This window comes from Alteromonas sp. 4NH20-0056 (genome assembly GCF_057539655.1).
In genome coordinates this window covers 382,106-406,233 of the sequence record NZ_BAAJLS010000001.1, presented here as the reverse complement: position 1 = coordinate 406,233, position 24,128 = coordinate 382,106, and the positions used below count along the sequence as shown (strand labels likewise).

General features: G+C 44.4%; 20 protein-coding genes. 18 read left to right on the top strand and 2 right to left on the bottom strand.

The window, feature by feature from the left end; genetic code table 11:
• Positions 1-67 precede the first annotated feature (67 nt).
• Entirely contained in the window at positions 68-862 is a 795-nt protein-coding gene (gene map / locus AC27EZ_RS01860) for a type I methionyl aminopeptidase (RefSeq protein ID WP_487133673.1), read from the bottom strand.
• Positions 863-1,279: 417 nt separating this feature from the next.
• On the opposite strand from map, the gene rpsB reads away from it, so the two are divergent.
• The 17 genes from rpsB to tilS all read left to right on the top strand — a co-directional run bounded on the left by rpsB (position 1,280) and on the right by tilS (position 20,857).
• Entirely contained in the window at positions 1,280-2,011 is a 732-nt protein-coding gene (gene rpsB, locus AC27EZ_RS01855; RefSeq protein WP_421133819.1) for a 30S ribosomal protein S2, read from the top strand.
• Positions 2,012-2,133: 122 nt separating this feature from the next.
• Positions 2,134-3,006, top strand: coding sequence for a translation elongation factor Ts (gene tsf / locus AC27EZ_RS01850; RefSeq protein WP_487133672.1), 873 nt, complete (start codon positions 2,134-2,136; stop codon positions 3,004-3,006).
• Between the two features lie 235 nt (positions 3,007-3,241).
• Positions 3,242-3,979, top strand: a complete 738-nt coding sequence (pyrH, locus tag AC27EZ_RS01845; protein ID WP_487133671.1) for a UMP kinase — start codon at positions 3,242-3,244, stop codon at positions 3,977-3,979.
• 25 nt (positions 3,980-4,004) lie between these two features.
• Positions 4,005-4,562 carry a ribosome recycling factor gene (frr, locus tag AC27EZ_RS01840; RefSeq protein WP_487133670.1) on the top strand — a complete coding sequence of 186 codons (558 nt, stop codon included), beginning with the start codon at positions 4,005-4,007 and terminating at the stop codon, positions 4,560-4,562.
• Positions 4,563-4,571: 9 nt separating this feature from the next.
• Complete coding sequence (gene uppS, locus AC27EZ_RS01835) at positions 4,572-5,354, top strand: polyprenyl diphosphate synthase (protein WP_487133669.1); 783 nt, start codon at positions 4,572-4,574, stop codon at positions 5,352-5,354.
• A 54-nt stretch (positions 5,355-5,408) separates the two neighbouring features.
• Positions 5,409-6,272 carry a phosphatidate cytidylyltransferase gene (locus AC27EZ_RS01830; protein WP_487133668.1) on the top strand — a complete coding sequence of 288 codons (864 nt, stop codon included), beginning with the start codon at positions 5,409-5,411 and terminating at the stop codon, positions 6,270-6,272.
• A complete protein-coding gene (gene ispC, locus AC27EZ_RS01825) occupies positions 6,272-7,459 on the top strand; it encodes a 1-deoxy-D-xylulose-5-phosphate reductoisomerase (protein WP_487133667.1) in 1,188 nt (395 codons plus the stop codon). The genes AC27EZ_RS01830 and ispC overlap by 1 nt, the downstream gene beginning before the upstream one ends.
• A complete protein-coding gene (rseP, locus tag AC27EZ_RS01820) occupies positions 7,453-8,805 on the top strand; it encodes a sigma E protease regulator RseP (RefSeq protein ID WP_487133666.1) in 1,353 nt (450 codons plus the stop codon). The genes ispC and rseP overlap by 7 nt, the downstream gene beginning before the upstream one ends.
• A 58-nt stretch (positions 8,806-8,863) precedes the next feature.
• Positions 8,864-11,341 (top strand): outer membrane protein assembly factor BamA, encoded by a 2,478-nt coding sequence (gene bamA, locus AC27EZ_RS01815; RefSeq protein WP_487133665.1) that lies wholly within the window; start codon positions 8,864-8,866, stop codon positions 11,339-11,341.
• Between the two features lie 64 nt (positions 11,342-11,405).
• Entirely contained in the window at positions 11,406-11,921 is a 516-nt protein-coding gene (locus AC27EZ_RS01810; protein ID WP_487133664.1) for an OmpH family outer membrane protein, read from the top strand.
• A gap of 187 nt (positions 11,922-12,108) precedes the next feature.
• Positions 12,109-12,558 (top strand): 3-hydroxyacyl-ACP dehydratase FabZ, encoded by a 450-nt coding sequence (gene fabZ, locus AC27EZ_RS01805; RefSeq protein ID WP_421133829.1) that lies wholly within the window; start codon positions 12,109-12,111, stop codon positions 12,556-12,558.
• 1 nt (position 12,559) lies between these two features.
• Positions 12,560-13,330, top strand: coding sequence for an acyl-ACP--UDP-N-acetylglucosamine O-acyltransferase (lpxA, locus tag AC27EZ_RS01800; RefSeq protein WP_487133663.1), 771 nt, complete (start codon positions 12,560-12,562; stop codon positions 13,328-13,330).
• A 1-nt stretch (position 13,331) separates the two neighbouring features.
• The gene (gene lpxB, locus AC27EZ_RS01795) at positions 13,332-14,480 is read left to right on the top strand and encodes a lipid-A-disaccharide synthase (RefSeq protein WP_487133662.1); all 1,149 of its coding nucleotides are present in this window, start codon (positions 13,332-13,334) and stop codon (positions 14,478-14,480) included.
• On the top strand, positions 14,473-15,045 hold the full coding sequence (gene rnhB / locus AC27EZ_RS01790; protein ID WP_487133661.1) for a ribonuclease HII: 573 nt from the start codon (positions 14,473-14,475) through the stop codon (positions 15,043-15,045). The genes lpxB and rnhB overlap by 8 nt, the downstream gene beginning before the upstream one ends.
• 4 nt (positions 15,046-15,049) lie before the next feature.
• Positions 15,050-18,514, top strand: coding sequence for a DNA polymerase III subunit alpha (dnaE, locus tag AC27EZ_RS01785; RefSeq protein ID WP_487133660.1), 3,465 nt, complete (start codon positions 15,050-15,052; stop codon positions 18,512-18,514).
• A gap of 68 nt (positions 18,515-18,582) precedes the next feature.
• Complete coding sequence (accA, locus tag AC27EZ_RS01780) at positions 18,583-19,539, top strand: acetyl-CoA carboxylase carboxyl transferase subunit alpha (protein WP_421133834.1); 957 nt, start codon at positions 18,583-18,585, stop codon at positions 19,537-19,539.
• 19 nt (positions 19,540-19,558) lie between these two features.
• The gene (gene tilS, locus AC27EZ_RS01775) at positions 19,559-20,857 is read left to right on the top strand and encodes a tRNA lysidine(34) synthetase TilS (RefSeq protein ID WP_487133659.1); all 1,299 of its coding nucleotides are present in this window, start codon (positions 19,559-19,561) and stop codon (positions 20,855-20,857) included.
• Positions 20,858-20,894: 37 nt separating this feature from the next.
• Here the strand turns inward: tilS and AC27EZ_RS01770 are convergent, their stop codons facing one another.
• Positions 20,895-21,794 (bottom strand): GGDEF domain-containing protein, encoded by a 900-nt coding sequence (locus AC27EZ_RS01770; protein WP_487133658.1) that lies wholly within the window; start codon positions 21,792-21,794, stop codon positions 20,895-20,897.
• Positions 21,795-22,125: 331 nt separating this feature from the next.
• Between AC27EZ_RS01770 and AC27EZ_RS01765 the strand changes: the two genes are divergently transcribed.
• A complete protein-coding gene (locus AC27EZ_RS01765) occupies positions 22,126-24,060 on the top strand; it encodes a monovalent cation:proton antiporter family protein (protein WP_487133989.1) in 1,935 nt (644 codons plus the stop codon).
• The last annotated feature ends 68 nt before the right edge of the window (positions 24,061-24,128 follow it).

The window sequence follows — 24,128 nt, the reverse complement described above, 5'->3', positions numbered from 1 at the left end:
AGAAAATAGCAGAGGATGCTAAATACACGCAATGACGTGCGCATCCTCTCAGATAGGAGGCAAGTAATTAAGCGTGAGAGATAACGCGCTCTAACGTTTCTTCTTCCCTAAGCGTTAGCACTTCAACGCCATTATCGGTAACCAGCAACGTATGCTCCCATTGTGCGCTCAAACTTCTGTCTTTCGTCACTACCGTCCATTGGTCTGGAAGCACTTTACTGTATCGCTTCCCGGCGTTCACCATAGGTTCGATAGTGAAACACATACCAGGCACAAGTTCTTCTCCTGTACCAGGTTTACCATAATGCACTATCTGAGGTTCTTCGTGGAAGCTCGATCCAATTCCATGGCCGCAATATTCCCGAACAATTGAATAGTTATGCGCTTCGGCATGGGTTTGACAAATGTGGCCAATGTCGCCTAATCGCATACCCGGTTTAACTTGCCTAATGGCTTTGTATAAACACTCTTGTGTAACTCGCGCGAGGCGTTCGGCAAGTATTGAAGGCTTACCCACAATGAACATCTTAGAGGTATCACCGTGATATCCATCTTTTATAACCGTTACGTCAATATTAATTGAATCGCCGTCTTTCAGCTTTTTATCAGAGGGAATCCCATGGCAAATACAATGATTAACCGATGTACAAATAGACTTAGGAAAAGGCGGGTGGCCATAATTTAGTGGCGCTGGAATCGCTTTTTGTTCGTTAACAATATAGTCGTGGCAGATGGTGTTAAGTTCATCTGTTGTTACACCTTTTTTTACATAAGGCGTGATCATGGTTAATACGTCCGCGGCAAGTCTACCCGCTACGCGCATTTTTTCGATTTCTTCCGGAGTCTTAATTATAGCTGTCACAGGGGCTCTCAAATAGTATAAACGTAAAATTCAACAATAATGTACGGTAGTATAGCAAAATTCGATTATCGATCGTATTACTAACTAATGTGAAAGTCTAATCATAGGCACGTAATGCTTTGCATTGATATTTATAACGCACTAGCAATAAGTGAATAAAAGCCGCGTCGTCTAAATTCCAAATCTGTGAAAACGCATCATGTAAACTGCGCTAAAACTTGAGATAGGACAAGGTGTGTGGTATAAAGCGCGCGCTCTGACAGAAAGGTCGTTGGCTATGATGCTTTTTACCACTGTCTAAAGAGTAAATTACTTTTATTAAAACACACATATACCGACACTTCGTATCGGGGTGTTCAGCTTAGGCTGAATCGATACAAGGGGTATATGGAGGCCTAACCCCAAGAGGAAAATAAAATGGCTAATGTTTCTATGCGTGACATGCTGAAAGCCGGTGTGCATTTCGGTCACCAAACTCGTTACTGGAACCCAAAGATGAAACCATACATCTTTGGTGCTCGTAACAAAGTTCATATCATCAACCTTGAAAAAACAGTTCCACTTTTCAACAACGCGCTTAACTACCTTTCAGGTGTTGCGTCTAAGAAAGGTAAGGTTCTTTTCGTAGGTACTAAGCGCGCTGCTGGCGATGCTATTAAAGAGTCTGCACTTAAATGCGACCAGTTCTACGTAAACAAGCGTTGGTTAGGTGGTATGTTGACTAACTGGAAAACAGTTCGTCAGTCAATCAAGCGTCTAAAAGAGCTTGAGCAAAAAAGCCAAGACGGTACGTTTGAAAAGCTAACCAAAAAAGAAGCACTTATGCTTCAGCGCGAAATGGAAAAGCTTGAAAACAGCCTTGGTGGTATCAAAAACATGGGCGGTCTTCCAGACGCGATCTTTGTTGTTGATGCTGACCACGAGCACATTGCCGTAACAGAAGCACGTAACCTAGGTATTCCGGTTATTGGTGTAGTAGATACAAACTCTAACCCAGATGGCGTTGATTACGTTATTCCTGGTAACGACGATGCTATCCGTGCTATCCAACTTTACTTGGATGCTGCTGCAAACGCTATCAACTCAGGTCGTGAAAGCAACCTTGAAGTTCAAGCTGAGCAAGACGACTTCGTAGAAGCAGCAGAGTAATCTGGCTGTTTGCTGCCGTTACTCGCTAACAGAGCAGCACAAAATAATACGAAACGTATTGAGAGGGGCGATTCCGCCCCTTTTACCTAATGAATTTATTTTTAATGCTGAGGAATTGAAAAATGGCAGTGACTGCAGCACTAGTTAAAGAACTGCGCGAGCGTACTGGCGCAGGTATGTTGGATTGTAAGAAAGCCCTTGTTGAAACGGATGGCGACGTTGAACTAGCCATTGAGAACATGCGCAAGTCTGGCCAAGCGAAAGCGGCTAAGAAAGCAGGCCGTATTGCAGCTGAAGGTGTAATCCTGACAAAAGTTGAAGCTGGTCGTGCGACTATGCTTGAATTGAACTGTGAAACAGATTTTGTTGCACGCGACGAAGGTTTCTTGAAGTTTGGTAATGCGTTGCTAGAAATCGCATCTGCAAACAATATCAACGATATTGAAGAACTTAACGCGTCTGACCTTGACGGTGTTAAAGTAAGCGATGCGCGCGACACCCTTGTTGCCAAAATTGGTGAAAACATCTCTCCTCGTCGTGTAATCAACGTTGAAGGCGAAACGCTAGGCGCTTATGTACACGGCGGCCGTATTGGCGTAGTTGCTATCCTTACTGGTGGTGACGAGACGTTAGCTAAAGACGTTGCAATGCACGTTGCAGCAGCTAGCCCTCAATTCGTGAAGCCGGAAAATGTTCCAGCTGAAGTTGTTGAGAAAGAAAAAGAAATTCAAATCGGTATCGCTATGCAGTCTGGCAAGCCAGCTGACATAGCAGAGAAGATGGTTGCAGGCCGCATGAAGAAGTTCACTGGTGAAGTGAGCCTAACTGGTCAGCCTTTCGTGAAAGACCCATCAATCAGTGTTGCTGAGCTTCTTAAGAACAACAGCGCTGACGTTATCAACTTCATTCGTTTTGAAGTTGGCGAAGGTATCGAGAAGAAAACTGAAGATTTTGCAGCAGAAGTTGCTGCGCAAATGGAAGCGGCTAAGAAATAATTGGGCGTTTACCTTTTGCATTCAAAGAATGTCAGATAAACTATAAGCACCTCTTCGGAGGTGCTTTTTTATAGCTATTAGTCTCAGGTCTTCGTTTATTGTTACAATATGCAATAAATGTTGTTAGCGCGAAGATAAGTACTTTTCAAAGCATTTTCTCCTAGTCTTTTTGCACTAGTTAGTATTTTTAAGAAAAAGCTTAGTAGAAAATGGGTTTACGAGGACGATTCAAACAATGAGCATCACACCAAAATCAGCATATCGCCGTATTTTATTAAAGTTAAGTGGCGAAGCCCTTATGGGTGAAGAAGGCTTCGGCATCGATCCAAAAGTATTGGACAGAATGGCGCAAGAAATTAAAGAGCTTGTTGAGCTTGGCGTTCAAGTCGGATTAGTAATCGGCGGCGGTAATTTGTTCCGTGGTGAAGGCTTAGCAAAAGCTGGTATGAACCGCGTAGTGGGTGACCACATGGGCATGCTAGCAACGGTGATGAACGGGTTAGCTATGCGCGATGCACTTCATCGCGCTTTCGTAAATGCGCGAATGATGTCTGCTATTCCCCTTAACGGTGTGTGCGACGCTTATAACTGGGCAGAAGCTATCAGTTTGCTTAAATCTGGACGTGTAGTTATTTTTTCAGCGGGGACCGGTAATCCGTTCTTCACTACTGACTCTGCGGCGTGTCTGCGTGGTATTGAAATTGAAGCAGACGCCGTGTTAAAAGCCACAAAAGTTGACGGCGTGTATAGCGATGATCCAGTAAAAAATCCGGATGCGACGCTTTACCAACAATTAAGCTATAACGAAGTATTAGACAAAGAATTAAAAGTGATGGACTTGTCGGCATTCACGCTGGCAAGAGACCACAACCTTCCTATTCGAGTATTCAATATGAACAAGCCAGGGTGCCTGAAACGTGTTGTGATGGGTGAACAGGAAGGCACGTTAATAAGTCACGCTGACAGCAATTAAAACAAGATAAATAGGATACAAAATCGTGATTGATGAAATTGAATTGGATGCGCAGGAGCGCATGGAAAAAAGTATCACTGCATTGAAAGGGCAGTTCAGTAAGATTCGTACTGGTCGTGCACACCCGAGCCTATTAGATGGTATCATGGTCCCTTACTACGGTACTGACACACCACTTAAGCAAGTGGCTAACGTTATTGCCGAAGATAGCCGAACATTAGCACTGACCGTTTTTGATAAGAGCGCTATTCAAGCGGTTGAAAAGGCGATTATGCAGTCTGATCTCGGCTTGAACCCGATGAGTGCAGGCGGGTCTATCCGTATCCCATTACCGCCTCTTACCGAAGAGCGCCGTAAAGATCTTATTCGTGTTGTTCGTAACGAAGCCGAGGGCGGTCGAGTGGCGATTCGTAATATCAGAAGAGACGCGAACAGCGATATTAAGGACTTGCTAAAAGAAAAAGAAATCAGTGAAGATGAAAGCCGCGCGGCAGAAGAAAACATCCAATCTACTACCAATGATTTCATCAAGAAAGTTGACAGCATGCTTGCTGACAAAGAAAAAGAATTAATGGAAGTATAGTTAATTATTATGATTGGGAAGCGGTTTAGCGCAACCAAAGCTAAAAGTGAAGAGAAGCCAAGCGCACAGCTTGGCCCTCAACATGTTGCCATTATTATGGATGGCAACGGGCGATGGGCGCAAAAGAAAGGGAAGATTCGAACCTTTGGGCATAAGGCGGGCGTAGAGTCCGTTCGTGCTGTGGTTCGATTTGCGAGAAAAGCTAACATTCAGTCACTTACGTTGTTTGCATTTTCAAGCGAAAATTGGAAGCGCCCTGAGGAAGAAGTTAGTGTCCTTATGGAATTGTTTAACCTGGTGTTAAACAGCGAGGCAAAACGTCTGCATAAAAATGGAGTCCGCTTGCAAGTTATTGGTGATGTAAATGCGTTTGATAATAAGCTTGTTGAAAAAATACGCAAAGCTGAAGCAATGACAGCGGAAAACAATGAACTTGTTTTAAATATCGCTGCAAATTATGGCGGTAGATGGGACATTGTTAATGCAGCAAAACAGGTCGCTATCAGTGTGAAAGACGGCTCGTTATCCCCTGACGACATAACGGAATCAATATTCAATCAATACACTTCTACACACAACCTTCCAGAGTTAGATCTTCTCATACGTACCGGTGGTGAGCATCGCATCAGCAACTTTTTGCTTTGGCAATGCGCTTACGCAGAGCTTTATTTTACTGATGTGCTGTGGCCGGACTTCGACGAAGAGGTATTTCAACTTGCCGTTAATGATTTTAATGTTCGACAGCGCCGATTTGGCTTAACTGGTGAACAAGTAAATACAGATGGTAACTAATCCTATGCAAATGATTATCAGGGCCCACCTGATGACAGGAGCCAAGAGCCAATTATGCTAAAACAACGAATAATTACTGCATTAATATTGGCGCCATTAGCGCTATACGCCATTTTGTTCCTTCCGATTTTTTGGTTTGAAATTGCCATTGCCGGCGTCGTCGGTATCGGTGCCTATGAGTGGGCTGCAATGGCGGGCGTTACTGCACGTCCTAAAAAACTCGTTTTTATGGTGGCAGCCTTCGCCATTTGTATTGGTTTATCAACGATAGTTGATGCCAGCATTATTTGGTATCAAGGCCAGTTGCACGGCCTTTACCGATTTATATTAACGGTTGCCGTTATCTGGTGGTTATTGTCGCTTGCAATGGTCCTCGCTTATCCGAAGTATTCAAAAGTCTGGCGCGATAGCAAAATAGTACGCACGATTTTTGGGGCGTTAACCCTTATTCCAACGTGGGTGGCGGTTATTGCGCTTCGTACTAGTCTGCATGATGTTGACCCATTTTATGGCGCATCGTTGATTTTCTATGTGTTAGGTATTGTATGGGCCGCCGATATTGGCGCATTTTTTGTTGGTGTAAAATTTGGACGTCATAAGCTGCGACCCAACGTATCACCGGGGAAAAGCCTAGAAGGCTTACTAGGTGGTATTGCAGCTTCATTTGCCATTATCGCTTTTGCAGCGTTGCATTACCAAGTTGAGCCCTCTCGCATTTGGCTTCACCTTGCTATAGGCGGGGTGACGGTTGCGGTGTCTGCCTTGGGCGACTTAAATGAAAGCATGTTAAAGCGCTGTGCGGGTATAAAAGACAGTGGGAAAATCCTGCCAGGGCATGGCGGTGTGCTTGACCGTATAGACAGCTTAACCGCTGCATTTCCGGTGTTTGCCTTTTGCTATGTGACGTGGATGGCGTAATGCAGACGGTTACTATTTTAGGTGCTACGGGGTCAATTGGTTGTAGCACGTTAGACGTTATCCTTCGTCACCCTGCGCATTATCGTGTATTCGCTATTACCGGTAATTCCCAAATAGAAGAGCTGATAAAGCAAGCGCAAAAGTGTACGCCTCGTTATGTGGTATTAGCTGACGACTCGCATTATGCTGCGGCATGCGATTATGCTAAGCAATATCAGGTAACCGCAGAGATTTTATGCGGCGCTAAGGCATTGGAAGAAGTGGCGAGTGCGCCTGAGGTCGATGCCGTGATGGCTGCTATTGTTGGTGCGGCAGGGTTGTTGCCAACGTTGGCTGCAGTAAAAGCGGGTAAAAAAGTGTTGCTGGCGAACAAAGAAGCGTTGGTAATGTCTGGCGCCCTGTTTATTGAAGCGGCGAACCAAAGTGGCGCAGAGCTTTTACCTATCGATAGCGAGCATAATGCAATATTTCAGTGCTTGCCTTCTGATTTTGAGTATGGCCAGTTAGCAAAGTCAGGTATCAGTAAGATACTACTTACCGGCTCTGGTGGTCCGTTTCGAGAAAGAGCGCTTTCATCGTTTGGGAATATCACCATTGACGAAGCTAGCACGCACCCTAACTGGTCAATGGGGCGAAAGATAACTATCGACTCAGCGACAATGATGAATAAAGGGTTAGAGTTTATTGAAGCGTGTTGGTTGTTTGGTGCAACTGCAGACGATATAGACGTGGTTATTCATCCGCAAAGCATTATTCATTCTATGGTGCAATACGTTGATGGGTCTGTGATCGCCCAATTAGGCAATCCAGATATGCGTACGCCCATTGCGTATGGTTTAGCCCATCCTTCTCGTATTGATGCAGGTGTTAAGCCGCTCGATTTTTCTGATATGAAAGACTTCAGTTTTCATACGCCGTGTTTTGAACGTTATCCAAATTTGAAATTGGCGATAGACGCATGCAGAGCGGGGCAAGCTGCTACAACGTGGCTTAATGCTGCTAACGAAATCGCGGTGTCACATTTTCTTAAAGGTAATATCGAGTTTTGTGATATTGCTTACGTTAACGAGGCAACGCTTAACGCTATGTCCGTTGTCGACGTTACCTCAATTCAACAAATAGTAGAGCAAGACGAATTAGCGAGAAACGCTGCTGAGTCTGTTATTAAGGTTAAGGTAGCATGTTAGGTTTTTTATGGAGCTTAGGCTCGTTTATTGTTGCCTTAGGGATACTTGTCGCCGTGCATGAGTGGGGACATTTCTATGTGGCGCGTCGCTGTGGGGTTCAGGTAGAGCGTTTTTCCATTGGTTTTGGAAAACCTATTTGGCGAAAAATGGGTAAATCGGGAACAGAATACGTTATCGCGCTTATCCCTCTAGGTGGCTATGTAAGAATGTTAGATGGCCGTGTCGACGATGTTCCTCCGCAATTAGAGAATAAAGCATTTAACAACAAGCCTGTTCTTCAACGTATGGCGATTATTGTCGCTGGACCAATGGTCAATTTTATCTTTGCCGTTTTTGCCTTGTGGTTAATGTTTTTAGTTGGCCTACAAACGGTTCGTCCAATTGTTCAAGATATAAAAGCTGATAGTATAGCCGCCCAAGGCGGGCTATTACCTGGTGATGAAATCATCCAGGTAGGCGATAGAAGTACGCCCGATTGGGAAGCCGTAAATTTAGAATTAGTGTCGTATATCGGTCATGAAAATGCCAAATTAACGCTAAAGAAGGCGGATGACTCACTAAAAGAAGTGACTTTTACACTAGGTAATTGGAACTTTGACCCAGATAGCGAGTCTCCTTTAAGCAGTTTAGGGATTATGCCTTTTAGACCAAAACCTACGCTTATTATAGGTTTTGTCTCAGAGGGAAGTGCAGCAGAACAAGCGGGACTTCGAAACGGAGATAAGCTTCTCGAATTCAATGGTGACACCATTGTTTCGTGGCAAGCGTTAGTCGACATCATTGTTGATAGTCCAGGTGAGTCTGTTTCGTTCACCATTGAAAGGGATGGACAACAGCAGCCGGTGCGTGCAACGATAGCGCGCCGCGATACGGCAGAAGGGCAAACGGGATACTTAGGTGTTAGTCCGATGTTTGAACCGTGGCCTGATGGGTACGTTTTTACCCATCAATATGGTGTGGTTGACGCCTTTGCAAAGGCGATAGATAAAACATGGCGTCTGATGACGCTGAGCGTAGAAATGATTGGCAAGCTCTTGACTGGTGATGTCTCGGTTAAGAATTTAAGCGGCCCCATTTCTATTGCACAAGGCGCGGGAACAAGCGCGGGATATGGGCTTGCTTATTTCCTTAGCTTTCTTGCACTAATTAGCGTGAATCTGGGCATCATAAATTTATTACCCTTACCCATGCTAGACGGTGGGCACTTGATGTTTTTTACCATCGAGTGGATAACCGGAAAGCCTGTACCGGAAGCGGCACAAGAGTGGGGGTTCAGAATCGGTGGAATGCTTCTATTTGCAATAATGGGTATTGCCATCATGAACGATATTGCGCGCATAACCTGATGATTATCAGGAATAATAAAACAGCAAATACAAAACGCGGCCAGGAAAAGAAAATTAGATGAAGTTAAAACAGTTAGTAGCAGCCGGAGTTATTCTTTCCAGTGCTAGCTTAGCCAACGCTGCGACACAAAACAGTAAGTTTGTCGTTGAAGATATTCGGGTTGAAGGGTTGCAACGTGTCGCACTTGGTGCAGCGTTAACTTATTTACCGGTGCAGGTTGGTGACGAGTTAAATACTTTTCGAGTGACACAGCTCATTCGTTCTTTGTATTCATCCACGCACTTTGAAAATGTAGAAATTTTACGAGACGGTAATGTTCTTGTCGTTCGTGTAGCGGAGCGTCCCACGATTAGTAACATCATTTTCGAAGGAAATGATGATATTAAAGACGAGCAGCTACAGGAAAGTCTCGACGGAAATGGCGTAAGACTTGGCGAGCCTTTGGATAAGACGGTACTGACGTCTATCGAAAACGGACTGAAAGACTTCTTTTACAGTATTGGTAAATACAATGCAGACGTCACAGCCATTGTTACACCGCTTCCGCGAAATCGTGTTGATTTGAAGCTTCTTTTTGAAGAGGGCGATGCTGCCGAAATTCAGCAAATTAATATCGTCGGTAACAACATTTTCTCTGATAAAGAGTTGATGGAAACATTCGAGCTGCAATACGACACGCCGTGGTGGGATTTTCTTTCCGAGACTCGTTATCAGCAGCAAACACTCCAAGGTGATATGGAAACCATGCGTAACTTCTATTTAAATAGAGGTTATTTACGTTTCAATGTAGATTCGACACAGGTTTCAATGACGCCTGAAAAGTCTGGTATTTATATTGCCATGAATGTGACTGAAGGCGAGCAGTACACTATTTCAGAAGTTGAATTAGTCGGCGATGTACTCGGGTATGAAGATTACATTGAGCGTGTGCTTCCGCTTACGCCAGGTGAACTGTATAACCAAGCTGAAGTAACCTATACCGAAGAGTTTATCAGTAAATACCTAGGCCGTTTCGGCTATGCGTATCCTACCGTTACTACGGTTCCTGATATCAATGATGATGATAAAACCGTAAAGCTTACCTTAAGCGTTGACCCAGGTAAGCGTATCTACGTAAATCGCATTAAGTTTAACGGAAACATTGTTACTGCTGACGAAGTATTACGTCAAAATGTTAGCCAAATGGAAGGTACATGGCTTTCCAACAATCTACTTGAGTCATCTAAGAACCAGCTTTCTCGCCTCACCTATATGGAAGAGGTAGAGTTTGAGACTATCCGTATCCCTGGATCAGAGGACAAGGTTGATATCGACTTTAACGTTAAAGAGCAGCCATCAGGCTCGTTTAACGCAGGTATTGGTTATGGAGACCGGACTAAGCTAAGTTTGAACGCGGGTATTCAGCAAGATAACTTCTTGGGTACAGGTAAGCGCGTCGGTCTTAACTTAAGCACTGTATCTTATCAACGTTCTGCGCAAATCACCTATAACGACCCATTCTTTACCATCGACGGTATCAGTTTGGGAGGCAGTATTGGTTACAGTGAGTTTGATGGTTCTGACTTTAACGTTATCCAGTACAACTCGAAGCAGTGGTCGGTAGGCGCTAATATTGGTTATCCTATTAATGAGTTTAACCGTATTAACTTTGGTCTAACGTACAGCAATGTTGAGCTGTTCAATCGTGGTTTCTATGAACAAACAGAGCAGTTTTACAGCCAGTTCTTAGACGGAAGCGACCCTGATGCGGCAGTAAAATATGACAGCTTTCAAGCGAGTGTCGCTTGGAGTAGAAGTACCTTAAACCGTGGTTTGTTCCCAACGGCAGGCTCTTCACAGCGTGCATCATTTAGCGTAACCACACCAAATTCAGATGTTAATTTCTTTAAATCTGTATTTGACGGTAAGTGGTATTTCCCGCTATCTCAAAATCAACGTTGGTCGTTCTTGGCACGAATTCGTGTAGGCTATGGTAACGGTTACGGCGACATCAATGGTAACGAGCAAATACTTCCCTTTACCGAAAACTTTACGGCCGGTGGTGCAGATTCGTTACGTGGGTTTGAAAACAACACGGTTGGTCCGCGTGGTGTAATTCGCCAATCAGGTGGAAATATAACGGGACCGGGCGGCGTCGTCTATCCTATTGATCCATCAAATGATCAGATTGCTATCTCACGAAGAAGTTTAGGCGGGAACGCGATGGCGCTTGGTGGAATAGAGTTAATCGTACCGACTCCATTTGTTGAAGAGGACATGGATAACTCGGTACGAACAAGTCTATTTGTAGATGTGGGTAACGTGTGGGATACTGAGTTCGATTATGATAAGTATCGCAGTCTAACGCAGCCCAATACCCAAGATGGGACACTATTGGACTATTCTGACTGGAGCCTATATCGTAGTTCCGCTGGTATTTCGGTACAATGGGTTTCTCCGATGGGGCCGATGGTTTTCAGTTTCTCTAGAGCGATTCAAGACCGAGATGGTGATGATGCAAGATTCTTCACGTTCAATATCGGTCAGACTTTCTAAAATACTAATAGCGGCACATCGCTAACGCGTGTGCCTGAAAAAAAGATATAAAAAGGAGTTCCTTTTGAAACAGTTGGTTAAACATATCGTTGCAGGTGCAATGTTGGGCAGTGCGTTAGTAAGCACTTCAGTAATGGCAGAACAAAAGCTTGCGGTTGTCGATGTTCAAGGTGTATTTCAAGCAATGCCTCAAGCGGCCGAAATACAGAACGCTATACAAATGGAGTTTAAAGACCAGCTAGAAGAAGTGAATCAACTTCAACGTGATGGTCAGTTCTTCGCTGAACGTCTACAGCGCGATGCGGCTACGATGAGCGAATCTGAGAAAAAAGATCTTGAGCAAAAGATCCTTAACGTACGCGAACAGCTTACGACAAAAGGTCAACCTTTACAGCAAAACATCCAGCGTCGTAGCAACGAGGAGCGTAATAAGCTTCTTGGTCTAATAAAGCAGGCTATTGATTCTGTAGCAGCGAAAGAAGGTTACGATGTTGTTCTTAATGCTGGCGCTGTTGCGTTTGCTAAAGAAGAGCACGACTTGTCTGAGCAAGTATTACAGCAAGTTAGCAAAGCGAACTAATTGCCAAAAAAGTAGGTAGTACAAGGCGTAGTACCACTTTTGTACTGGTATAAATGTCAGACCAATATCCGAAAGGTGTTGGTCTGATTTGTTTTTCGCGCCGAACAGCGTATGGTTGCCGCCGTTTTATTATTTACACGGCGAGTACGACTAGCAGTAGGTCATGCTTGTAATTAGGAGAAAGTTTTTGGCCAATTCACTCAATACTATTGAAATTCAGGAAATAATGTCATTGTTGCCACACAGGTATCCATTCTTGTTGGTGGACAGGGTGACAGATTACGTTCTGGGTGAATCAATCAAAGCATATAAAAATATCACTATCAATGAACCTTGTTTTACAGGGCATTTTCCAGGACAGCCTATTTTCCCCGGTGTGTTAATCCTTGAAGCATTAGCACAGGCTGCCGGTGTTCTCGGCTTTAAAACGATGGGCCAGAGTGATAAGTTATATTTATACGCTGGAATAGACAACGCCCGTTTCAAACGTCCTGTTGTTCCAGGCGATAAATTAGATTTCGATGTATGCTTGGTAAAAGAGCGTAGAGGAATTTGGAAGTTCAAAGGCACTGCAAGTGTTAACGGTGACGTTGCATGTACTGCAGAGTTTATGTGTGCAATGAGAGAGATAGCATAACGTGATTCATCCTACCGCGGTAATTTCAGATAGTGCGACTATTGGCGAAAATGTCACGATAGGGCCTTTTTGTGTCGTTGACGACCATGTCACTATAGGTGATGGCTGTATTTTAAAGTCGCATGTCGTTGTTCGTGGGCCCACGCGTATTGGTAAAAATAATAAGTTCTATCAGTTTTCCTCTATCGGAGAAGACTGCCAAGATAAAAAATATGCTGGTGAACGAACAGAATTGGTTATCGGTGATGATAACGAATTTCGTGAAGGCGTCACTGTTCACAGAGGCACCATTCAAGACAACAGTATTACCGTTATAGGCTCTCGATGTTTATTGATGGTGAATGCACACGTTGCGCACGATTGTGTACTTGGCAATGATATTATTCTGGCAAATAACGTGGCCATCGCTGGTCATGTTCATATAGACGATTTCGTTATTGTTGGCGGCGCGGTAGGCGTTCATCAGTTCTGCAAAATTGGCGCGCATGCGTTTCTCGGCGCAGGGGGTATTATTCTTCGCGATGTGCCGCCTTTTGTGATGGTTAGCGGCACTAAAAACATGCCTCAGGGGATAAACTCTGAAGGCCTCAAGCGTCGAGGCTTTGATAAAGACGATGTAATGGCTATCAAACGCGCCTATAAAACGATTTATCGCGAAGGTAACACTGTCGAGCAAGCAATAGAAAAACTTACTCAGTCTGCGTCCAATAGCGAATCGGTGACTCAAATGATTACGTTTTTAAGCGAAGCCACGCGGGGTATCATACGCTAATATGGCTGCGCCTATTAGGATTGGCATGGTTGCCGGAGAGCCCTCCGGCGATGTGCTTGCTGCGGGAATAGTGGCAGAATTAAAGCGCCAATACCCTGATGCAATAATTGAGGGTATTGGTGGTCCAAGTATGCAGGCTGAAGGTTTTAAAAGCCTGTATGATATGGAAACCTTGTCGGTGATGGGGTTAGTTGAAGTGCTTAAACATCTTCCCGCTATTTTAGGTGTTAAAAAGCAATTGCTTGCTCATTTTGAAAAACATCCTCCTGATATATTTGTCGGTATTGATGCGCCTGATTTTAATCTACGCATCGAAAAAACGCTCAAAGCACGCGGCATTAAAACTATTCACTATGTTAGCCCAACCATATGGGCGTGGCGCGAAAAACGTATTCATAATATCGCTAAGTCAGTGAATCGTGTTCTTGGTCTATTTCCTTTTGAACAGAAGGTCTACGACAAGTATCAGGTGCCTTATACATTTGTTGGGCACACAATGGCCGATAGTATCGATATCGTACCTAACCAATTTGCAGCACGCGAAGCACTAAAGCTAGTGGTGGATAAACCCGTACTCGCTGTTTTGCCAGGCTCACGTCGCAAAGAAGTGGAAACACTGCTTCCAGTCTTTCTTGAGACTATAGAAAAAATACATGTAAAACGCCCGGATATTCAGTTTGTTGTACCTGCTGTAAATGAACATCGGTTACAGCAAATAGAGGCTATTATTAGCGCTTCTAGTCATGCCCAGAGACGACTTCCGATTATTGTAACGCAAGGTACTGCAAGAGGTGCGATGATTGCCAGTGATGTGATTTTGCTCGCATCTGGCACTGCGACGTTAGAGGCAATGCTATGCAAACGTCCAATGGTTGCAGCCTACAAGCTGTCACCGTTAACGTACAAAATAATGCAGCGGTTATATAAAGCCCCGTACTTTACATTACCAAACTTGCTTGCTGATGAGCAGATAATACCTGAGTTACTGCAAGACGACGTAAACGCAGATAATATGAGCAAGCAGCTACTCGATTTGTTCGAACAAGACAATTCAGCGTTGATTTCTCGTTTTACAGCGCTCCACCATACGTTAAAATGCAACGCTGATAAAACGGCAGCAAAGGCTGTACTGGAGGAGTTGTTTGCATAAATTAATTGCTGGAGTTGATGAGGTAGGGCGCGGCCCTCTAGTTGGCGATGTCGTCACCGCTGCGGTCATACTTGACCCCGATAACCCCATTGAAGGGTTAACCGACTCAAAAAAACTTAGCGAAAAAAAGCGTAATATTTTGTCAGAAGAAATAAAGCAAAAGGCGTTGTGTTGGAGTATTGGTAGAGCGTCGCCTCAGGAAATCGATAAGCTTAATATTCTTTATGCGACCATGCTTGCTATGACAAGGGCTGTTGAAGGTCTAAAGGTTCAACCAGACTTTGTTCGCGTAGATGGCAATCGGCTGCCTGTTTGGCATTATGCGGCAGAAGCTGTTGTCAAAGGGGATAGCTTGCATACCGAGATTTCTGCGGCATCGATCATTGCCAAAGTCGAGCGAGATAATGACATGCTAACGCTCCATGAAGCCTACCCACAGTATAATTTTGCTGGACACAAAGGCTACCCGACTAAAGCGCACTTTGAGGCACTCGCTGAATTTGGCGTGCTTGATTGTTACCGCAAGAGTTTCAAACCAGTCAAGGCACTACTAGAAGAGAAATAACGCTATGTCCTCGCCCTTTATTCACCTTCGTGTACACAGCGACTATTCAATGATGGATGGGCTTAACAAGGTTAAGCCCATTTTAGGTAAAGTAGCCGAGTACGGCATGCCCGCGGTTGCGATTACCGACCAAATGAACATGTGTGGGTTGGTTAAATTCTACTCTGAAGCGCACAACCTTGGCATTAAACCAATTATTGGCACAGATTTTTGGGTTACTAATGAGGTTTTTGGCGATGAGCCGTTCAGGCTAACGTTGCTTGCAATGAATAACGAAGGCTATAAGAATATCACTATTCTTATTTCAAAGGCTTATTTACGTGGCCAGCTCGCCCACCGTGCAGTCATCGATCAAGAATGGTTAGCTGAGCATTCAGAAGGCGTAATCGTACTTTCAGGTGGTCTTAATGGCGATGTAGGCGTTGGGCTGACTAAAAACAACAGCAAAATACTTGATGCTTCATTGGCGTTTTATACCACGCATTTCGCCGATCGCTTTTATCTTGAGCTTGTCCGTACAGGAAGAGCTAGCGAAGAAGACTACCTTCACAGAGCTATCGCGCTTGCAGAGCAACACGGGCTTCCGGTTGTTGCAACGAATGAAGTCTGTTTTATCAATAAAGAGGGGTTTGATGCCCACGAAATTCGAGTATGTATTCATGATGGCTACACCTTGGAGGATAGCCGTCGCCCTAAGCGATACAGTGAACAGCAATATCTACGTAGTGCTGAAGAAATGGTGGAGCTTTTCAGCGATATTCCAGAAGCCATTGAGAACACCGTTGAAATTGCAAAACGATGTAATGTAACGGTAAGACTTGGAGAATACTTTCTACCTCAATTCCCTACTGGTGGCATGACAACCGAAGACTTTTTAGTAAAAGTATCGGAAGAAGGTCTAGAAGCGCGTCTTGAATTTCTTTTTCCCGATGAGGCAGAAAGAAAAGAAAAGCGCCCAGAGTATGATGATCGCCTTCGCATCGAACTCGAAGTAATTAATCAAATGGGATTCCCAGGTTACTTCTTGATCGTTATGGAATTTATCCAATGGAGTAAGGATAACGGTATTCCTGTTGGACCGGGGCGAGGCTCAGGTGCAGGTTCTTTGGTTGCGTATGCACTTAGCATCACGGATCTTGATCCATTAGAATTTGACTTGCTATTTGAGCGATTCTTAAACCCAGAACGTGTTTCGATGCCCGATTTTGACGTCGACTTTTGTATGGATAGACGAGATGAAGTGATTGACCATGTTGCCGAGTTGTATGGGCGACAAGCGGTGTCGCAGATTATTACTTTTGGAACAATGGCCGCCAAAGCGGTGGTACGCGATGTAGGTCGAGTATTAGGTCATCCATATGGCTTTGTCGATCGCATTTCAAAGTTGATCCCCCCAGACCCCGGTATGACACTTGAAAAAGCGTTCATTGCAGAACCGCGGTTACCAGAGATATACCAAGACGATGAGGAAGTAAAAGACCTTATTGATATGGCGCGGATCCTTGAAGGCGTAACACGAAACGCAGGCAAGCATGCCGGTGGTGTTGTTATTGCGCCAACTACCATCACTGACTTTTCGCCGCTCTATTGCGATGATGAGGGCAAGAATCCCGTTACGCAGTTTGACAAAAACGATGTGGAAACTGCTGGGCTTGTAAAGTTTGACTTCTTAGGATTACGTACCCTTACCATTATCCAGTGGGCGATTGATATGGTTAAGGAAGGGAAGGGCGTTGATATTGATATTACGTCAATCCCATTAGAAGACCCGAGAAGTTTCCGTGTTCTACAAAACTCTGAAACGACTGCCGTATTCCAGTTGGAATCTCGCGGTATGAAAGAGTTGATAAAACGGCTGAAACCAGATTGTTTTGAGGACATTATCGCACTGGTAGCACTTTTTAGACCGGGTCCTTTACAGTCGGGAATGGTAGATAACTTTATCGACCGAAAACATGGTCGTGAAGCTATCTCTTATCCTGATGCAGAATACCAGCACGAATGTCTTCAGGAAATTTTAGAGCCTACTTACGGCATTATTCTATACCAAGAACAAGTTATGCAGATTGCCCAGGAAATGGCTGGGTATTCATTAGGTGGAGCAGACTTACTTCGTCGCGCCATGGGTAAGAAAAAACCGGAAGAAATGGCTAAGCAGCGAGGCGCCTTCGCAGAAGGTTCGAAAAACAATAATATCGACCCTGATCTAGCAATGAAAATATTCGACCTCGTGGAGAAATTTGCAGGGTACGGTTTTAACAAGTCTCACTCTGCGGCCTACGCATTAGTGTCGTACCAAACGTTATGGTTGAAAGTTCATTATCCTGCTGAGTTTATGGCTGCAGTAATGTCAGCGGACATGGACAACACCGATAAGATTGTGACGTTAGTCGATGAATGTGAACGGATGGGAATAGAGATATTACCGCCTGATCTCAATAAGGGTAAGTACAAATTTACCGTTGATAGCGAAGGACGTATTGTCTACGGAATTGGTGCTATTAAAGGTGTCGGTGAAGGTCCTATTGAGGCCATTATAGAAGCGCGTGAGACACAAGGTGCTTTTAAAGATTTATTCGACTTCTGTGCCAAACTTGATATCAAACGCGTAAACAAACGTGTGTTAGAAAAACTTGTTTTATCCGGTGCAATGGATAATTTGGGCCCGCACCGCGCTACGTTAATGGCCACGTTACCAGAGGCACTTGCCGCAGCGGGTCAACATGCTAAAGCAGAGTCGTTTGGACAGTCGGATATGTTTGGTTTATTAACCACTGAGCCCGATGAAGTCGAGCAAGCGTTCGCCGATGTCCCTCGCTGGCCAGAAAAAGTCTGGTTAGAAGGCGAAAAAGATACATTGGGACTCTATCTAACCGGTCACCCTATTAATCAATATGCCCTAGAAATTCGTCATTACACTGACGGTCGCTTAGTCGACTTGAAACCTACAGGAAAAGACCAAATGGCAAGTGCTGTTGGTTTGGTGTTAGGGGTAAGAGTAATGATGAATAAACGGGGTAAGCGATGGGCAATTGTGACACTTGACGATAAGAGTGCCAGAATAGACGTACGTTTTTTCCCCGATATGTTCGAACAGTTCGAAAGTGTGTTAGAAACAGATAGAATTTTGCTTATAAAGGGACAGGTCAGCTTTGATGATTTCTCTGGGGGCAATACAATCACCGCCCGTGATGTGATGGACATTGTTCAAGCACGAGAAAAAAATGCGAGAGCGCTGGCCTTAAATGTAGATACCCAGTCGCTTGAACCGACTAAAATTGGTCAAATGCAATCTATCTTACAGAACTTTAACGGCGGAAGTTGCCCAGTTCAACTGGTGGTGACACACCCAGATGCAGAAGCCGTGATAGCGTGCGGTGCCAAATGGTATGTCACGCCTGAAGATCAGCTTTTACACGATCTCAAACAGTGTTTGGGAGAAAAAGCCGTTTCAATTCTCTACCATTAATGGTGAGAGTTAGATAGATTGGACATCTAGCGTTTGCATTAACAAACGCAGTAAGAATAGGACATGAAATGAGTATACAGTTTTTGGACTTTGAACAGCCTATAGCCGAATTAGAAGCAAAAATTGAAGAGCTAAGGTTAGTTAATCAAGGTGGCGAGTTCGATGTAGGTATTGAGGAAGAAATCAATAAACTACGAACGAAAAGTGCTGACCTTACCAAGAAAATATTTTCAGACTTAGGAGCGTGGCAAGTGTCGCAACTGGCACGTCATCCTATGCGACCTTATACATTAGATTATATTCCCCGCATTTTTACTGAATTTGATGATCTAGCGGGAGACCGCGCATTTGCTGATGATAAAGCCATTGTGGGTGGTCCAGCTATGCTTGATGACCAGCCTGTAATGGTTATCGGCCATCAAAAAGGGCGCGATACCAACGAGAAAATAAAACGAAACTTCGGTATGCCTAAACCCGAAGGATATCGTAAAGCGCTGCGTCTCATGAAAATGGCGGAACGATTCAGTCTGCCCATCATTACCTTCATCGACACCCCAGGCGCTTATCCAGGTGTAGGCGCAGAAGAACGTGGACAGAGTGAAGCGATCGCGAAAAACCTATTTGAAATGGCCGAGTTAACGGTGCCTATTATCTGTACCGTTATCGGTGAAGGTGGCTCTGGTGGCGCATTGGCCATTGGTGTTGGCGATCGCGTTAACATGCTTCAGTATTCAACCTACTCAGTAATCTCTCCTGAAGGGTGCGCGTCAATTCTGTGGAAAAGTGCAGAAAAAGCACCTTTGGCAGCAGAAGCGATGGGGGTGAGTGCGGGTCAAATCAAAGAACTTGGCTTAATCAACAGTATTGTTGAAGAACCGTTAGGCGGGGCACATCGCGATCACAATGGCATGGCAGCAAATTTAAAAGCAGTGCTTAAGCAGCAACTCAGCCAGCTAAAAGGTCTCGATACGTCGAATCTTATGGATGAACGTTATCAAAGATTGATGTCGTTTGGTTATTGCTAAATAAGGCTTGAGTCTCCTAGTGTCAAAAATTTTTGCGCATGTTGGCAGTGTTTTAGCGTCATCCTTACGTGCTGTAAGCGCTTCGTCTCCTCTCGTAGTCGCTTACAGTGGTGGCATCGATTCAACGCTGCTGCTGCATGCGGTGCATGCTTATTGCGAGGAGAATAACCGCCCTATAGCAGCGGTGTATGTCAACCATGGGTTAAGTGATAATGCTGACTCGTGGGCGAGGCATTGCCGTGTTTCCTGTGATTTTTTGGATGTTCCTTTTTATGAAATTAAGGTGCATGTAGAAAGAGCTGCGCGCATGAGTGTTGAGGCACAAGCGCGAAAGGCACGTTACAGTGCATTGGATGAATTTTGTCAGACTCACAATGGCGTGTTGTGTCTTGGACAACATGCACAAGATCAAATTGAAACCGTTTTGCTTCAGCTTAAACGCGGAGCAGGCCCACAAGGTCTAAGTGGGATGGCGGGACTACAATGGCGAAATAATATTCTTACGCTTAGGCCGTTATTGTCTATCGACAAACCTGAAATAGTTAAAGAAGCGAGTGAGCGTCGACTGCACTGGATTGAAGATGAATCTAACGCTGATAATTCCTTCGAGCGTAATTTTTTACGTAACGACATACTTCCTATGCTTAACCAAAAATGGCCCCAGCTTTTTAAAACCGTAGCTCGAAGTGCAGCGTTATGTGCAGAGCAAACCGAATTAATGCACGACATTACGCAAGAGCGTTTGCAGATGTGTACTATCGATGCTGATAAATTAAGTATTTCTGCCTTACAAACATTCGATGACAAATGGCAACGCGCTATTATACGAGGATGGTTCGAAAAGCACGGTGTGCAATATCCATCATTTGCGCAGCTTGGTGAGATTACCAAAATGCTAGTTGCCAGACAGGATGCAAAGCCTGAAGTGTTTTTCCCTTGGGGTAAGGTTGCACGGCATGATGGCGCGATTTATTGGTTAATTACTCGAAGTGAACATATTCCCTCTACCTTGCCTCTTCAGCTTAATACATCAACTACGCTAACGTGGCTCGGAAATACGATAACAGCGCATTACGAGGGACAAGATACACTGTCTTTGTGTTTAAAAACTAATATTAGGGCGGACAAAGTTAAACCGAAAGGAGCAGGGGTTTCAAAGCCTTTAAAGCATTGGTTTAAACAATGGAAGATTCCAGTGTGGGAACGACCGAAAATAGGGGTTATCTATAATGATAAGGTGCCAGCTGCGCTCGTATTTTCTTCTCATGTCATTGAGTTGACTACGGCGCCTTCAGGTTTAGCAATAACTATTAATTAGCGTTAGTGGATTACCATGAATAGGGCAATAGTTTGCCCTATGCGGCATAATAGTTATTTTTTCCCGACTGCTTTACTTGGTACAACGCGTTATCAGCCCGGTCAAAAATTGACGCTACAGACTCACCCTCGCGATAGACTGCGCCGCCTAGGCTGCAAGACACGCCCATCCGTGATAAATACGCAGAACTATTGATAGCTGCCTTAATACGCAGCGCAGCACATTCTAGTTGTTGCTGTGTCTGACAATCCAAGACACAACAGAACTCGTCACCACCAAACCTGAATAGTTCATCTTCATCGCGCAGTACATGAGTAAGCTGAGATGCGACATTCATAAGTACTTTATCACCTTCACGGTGACCGAATGAGTCGTTAACTGCTTTGAAGTTATCCAGATCAATCACTAATAAAGCGAACGTCTCTTGGTGACGGTGTGACCATGCGATTGCGCGAGATAATGCACTATCAAAACCAGCTCTGTTTCCAAGCCCTGTGAGCATATCTTTCGTCGCCATCTGATGCATAAGTCGAAAAGACAGTGCATGGACAACCTGTTTTTCAAATAAGCAATGCAATTGGTCAAGAATATCTTTTTGAGAAATACTCAAAGTCCGATTAAAAAAGTAATACGCTTTTGAAGCATCGTTACTTTTACAGACGTCTTGTTTTAGTGGTCGTTCAATTTGAATCGCTGATATTTTTGCATCGCCATAGAGTAGGCGAGCGTCGAAATCAGTAAGGCTTAGGCCTTCTAAAGGGAGATACTTTTTAACAGCCTGAAAGTAGATTGACCCAAGTTCTTCAAGTTCAATGGTCGATAGTAATTGACCGACAAATGCCGTAATGTCACTTGCTGTCATCACATGCTCTACGCTTGATGGCGGATAAAAACTGTTGTGTTGCGTGCTATCGTAAATTACTGTCGATAAGTCCACACTAACCCCCTCTGCGCAGTATTATGCTACGCGTGTGTAAATTGTCGTCAAAGGCATGGCGCTATATGTAAATAAGGCGGCAATATTTGCCGTAATCAGGCGCTTTGACATGGAATACTCAAGATAAAGCAAACAATGTGCCAGAAAATGTAAGATGTGGAGCGATGTAGCGCTATGAGGTTCAATTAAACGTGGAGCTTAAATAAAGTTAATTGGGTGTTTTCTGAAGCAAGCCAGAGCAATACGTCTATTATATTGTTTATAAATAAGCGTTTTTACAAAAATAGGGAGTGAGCTTTTGGGAACGGGGTTTGTATCTATTATTGCGTTAATGACGATTGCGGTGTGCTGTGTTGCCGTGTTCAAAAGGCTTCACTTGCCGCCTGTTTTGGCCTATTTATTCGCCGGAATTTTGGCAGGTCCACAGATTTTAGTACTGTTCGATCACCCGCAAGAGATGCATCTTCTTGCTGAAGTTGGCATTGTCTTTTTGCTTTTCTCACTTGGACTTGAGTTTTCACTTCCCAAACTGCTTGCCATGAGGTCTCTAGTGTTCGGCGTAGGAGCCGGACAAATGATCACCACAACGTTCGTTTTCACGCTCGTACCTTATTTTTTCGGTTTGTCCCTATCCGCCTCCATTATTATCGGCGGCACCTTAGCGCTTAGCTCTACTGCAATTGTCATTAAGCAGGCAACAGAAATGGGGATTTTAAATAACAGGCGAACACAGCTAGCAATCAGTATTCTCTTATTTCAAGATTTGGCAGTTGTGCCTTTCCTAATCGCCATTCCATTACTTTCAAGCAGTGGCGACACGAGTATTGCACTAGCGCTAGGGCAGGCCTTATTAAAAGGTATTGTTGTCATCGCATTTTTGATGTCAGTTGGTAAGTGGTTACTACCATGGCTTTTCAGAGAAGTAGCAAGGACTCGTACAGATGAGTTATTCGTACTAACGACTATATTGGTGGCATTGCTTGCTGGCGGCATAACCTACTACTTTGGGTTGTCGATGGCATTAGGGGCATTTTTAGCAGGTATGATGCTTGGCGAAAGTCAGTATAAATATCAATTGGAAGCCGATATTAGGCCGTTCAGAGATATTTTAATGGGACTATTTTTCGTGACGGTTGGTATGCAGCTAAACCTGCATGCACTGTGGGATAACCTCTTTGTTATCTGCGTCGGCGTGGTTGCACTGATGGTCGTTAAAATAGTGTTAGTAAGGCTAGCATCACTGCTGGTTAAAACTGATGCAGTCGACGGGTGGTCGGCGGGTGTTAAACTTTGTCAAATTGGTGAATTCAGTTTTGTTATCGCCGCCTTGGCGACACAGTATGGCGTGTTAACCTCGGAGCAGTCTTCTATCATTGTAAGTATGGGGGTTATCAGTATGGCCCTCACGCCTTGGTTGATGGAAAACAGCGTAAAGATTGCCCGCTACCTGGTTAGCAATAGCACTGATGCACTGGTTGAAGAAATCCCACTGGACACGTCAAGCTTAGCTAAACATGTGGTTATCTGCGGATTCGGTCGAGTAGGTCAGTCGGTGGCTCGCATGCTTAAGATGGAGGGGATTCACTTTATTGCTATTGATATGGATCCCGTTCGTGTACACGAGAGTCGAAACGCGGGGGAGCCGGTGCTGTTTGGCGATGCTAGCCAACGTGACATTTTGGATTCTGCTCAAGTGTCTAAGGCAAGCCTAATTCTTGTGACGTTTGATGAAACCGAAAAGGCGAAACAGGTCATTACTCAAACACATCAAATTAAGCCTGATGTGGATGTGATGGTTCGAACAAAGCGTGACTACCACTTAGAAGGGCTGTACAACGCGGGGGCTAATCAGGTTGTGCCTGAGTTACAAGAAGGCAGTTTGATGCTTATTTCCCAAGTTCTCCACTATGCCGGCGTTCCCATGTCGAGAATATTGAAACGGGTAAGGGCAGAGAGAAAAGGGAGATATGATCACCTTCACGGTTTTTATCCAGGAGAAACCACGGAGATAACGTATGGGACTGAAGACAAACTAGAGTTTATTCATGCAGTGGTTTTATCGTCTCACGCATCATGTATTGGCAAAAAAATTAAAGACATCGATTTTGCAAGACTAAGAGTTTCAGTCAAGGGGCTGAGGCGAAATGGCAAAGAACTGATTGACCCAGATTTAGAGGCAGTACTACAACCTCATGATGTGTTAGTTATTGCAGGCAAACCAAGACGCGTGGAACGGGCAGAGCGCCGATTACTCGAAGATAGTTAATTCACATTAGCGATAGCGCGGATGATGGCACTTTTGGGCAATTGCGAAAGTGCCGACCATAAGCGATA

Excerpts from the sequence above, each read along its gene's own strand:
- rpsB (WP_421133819.1), top strand. The coding sequence starts at position 1,280 with ATGGCTAATGTTTCTATGCGTGACATGCTGAAAGCCGGTGTGCATTTC.
- tsf (WP_487133672.1), top strand. The coding sequence starts at position 2,134 with ATGGCAGTGACTGCAGCACTAGTTAAAGAACTGCGCGAGCGTACTGGC.
- pyrH (WP_487133671.1), top strand. The coding sequence starts at position 3,242 with ATGAGCATCACACCAAAATCAGCATATCGCCGTATTTTATTAAAGTTA.
- uppS (WP_487133669.1), top strand. The coding sequence starts at position 4,572 with ATGATTGGGAAGCGGTTTAGCGCAACCAAAGCTAAAAGTGAAGAGAAG.
- AC27EZ_RS01830 (WP_487133668.1), top strand. The coding sequence starts at position 5,409 with ATGCTAAAACAACGAATAATTACTGCATTAATATTGGCGCCATTAGCG.
- ispC (WP_487133667.1), top strand. The coding sequence starts at position 6,272 with ATGCAGACGGTTACTATTTTAGGTGCTACGGGGTCAATTGGTTGTAGC.
- rseP (WP_487133666.1), top strand. The coding sequence starts at position 7,453 with ATGTTAGGTTTTTTATGGAGCTTAGGCTCGTTTATTGTTGCCTTAGGG.
- bamA (WP_487133665.1), top strand. The coding sequence starts at position 8,864 with ATGAAGTTAAAACAGTTAGTAGCAGCCGGAGTTATTCTTTCCAGTGCT.
- lpxB (WP_487133662.1), top strand. The coding sequence starts at position 13,332 with ATGGCTGCGCCTATTAGGATTGGCATGGTTGCCGGAGAGCCCTCCGGC.
- dnaE (WP_487133660.1), top strand. The coding sequence starts at position 15,050 with ATGTCCTCGCCCTTTATTCACCTTCGTGTACACAGCGACTATTCAATG.
- accA (WP_421133834.1), top strand. The coding sequence starts at position 18,583 with ATGAGTATACAGTTTTTGGACTTTGAACAGCCTATAGCCGAATTAGAA.
- AC27EZ_RS01765 (WP_487133989.1), top strand. The coding sequence starts at position 22,126 with ATGACGATTGCGGTGTGCTGTGTTGCCGTGTTCAAAAGGCTTCACTTG.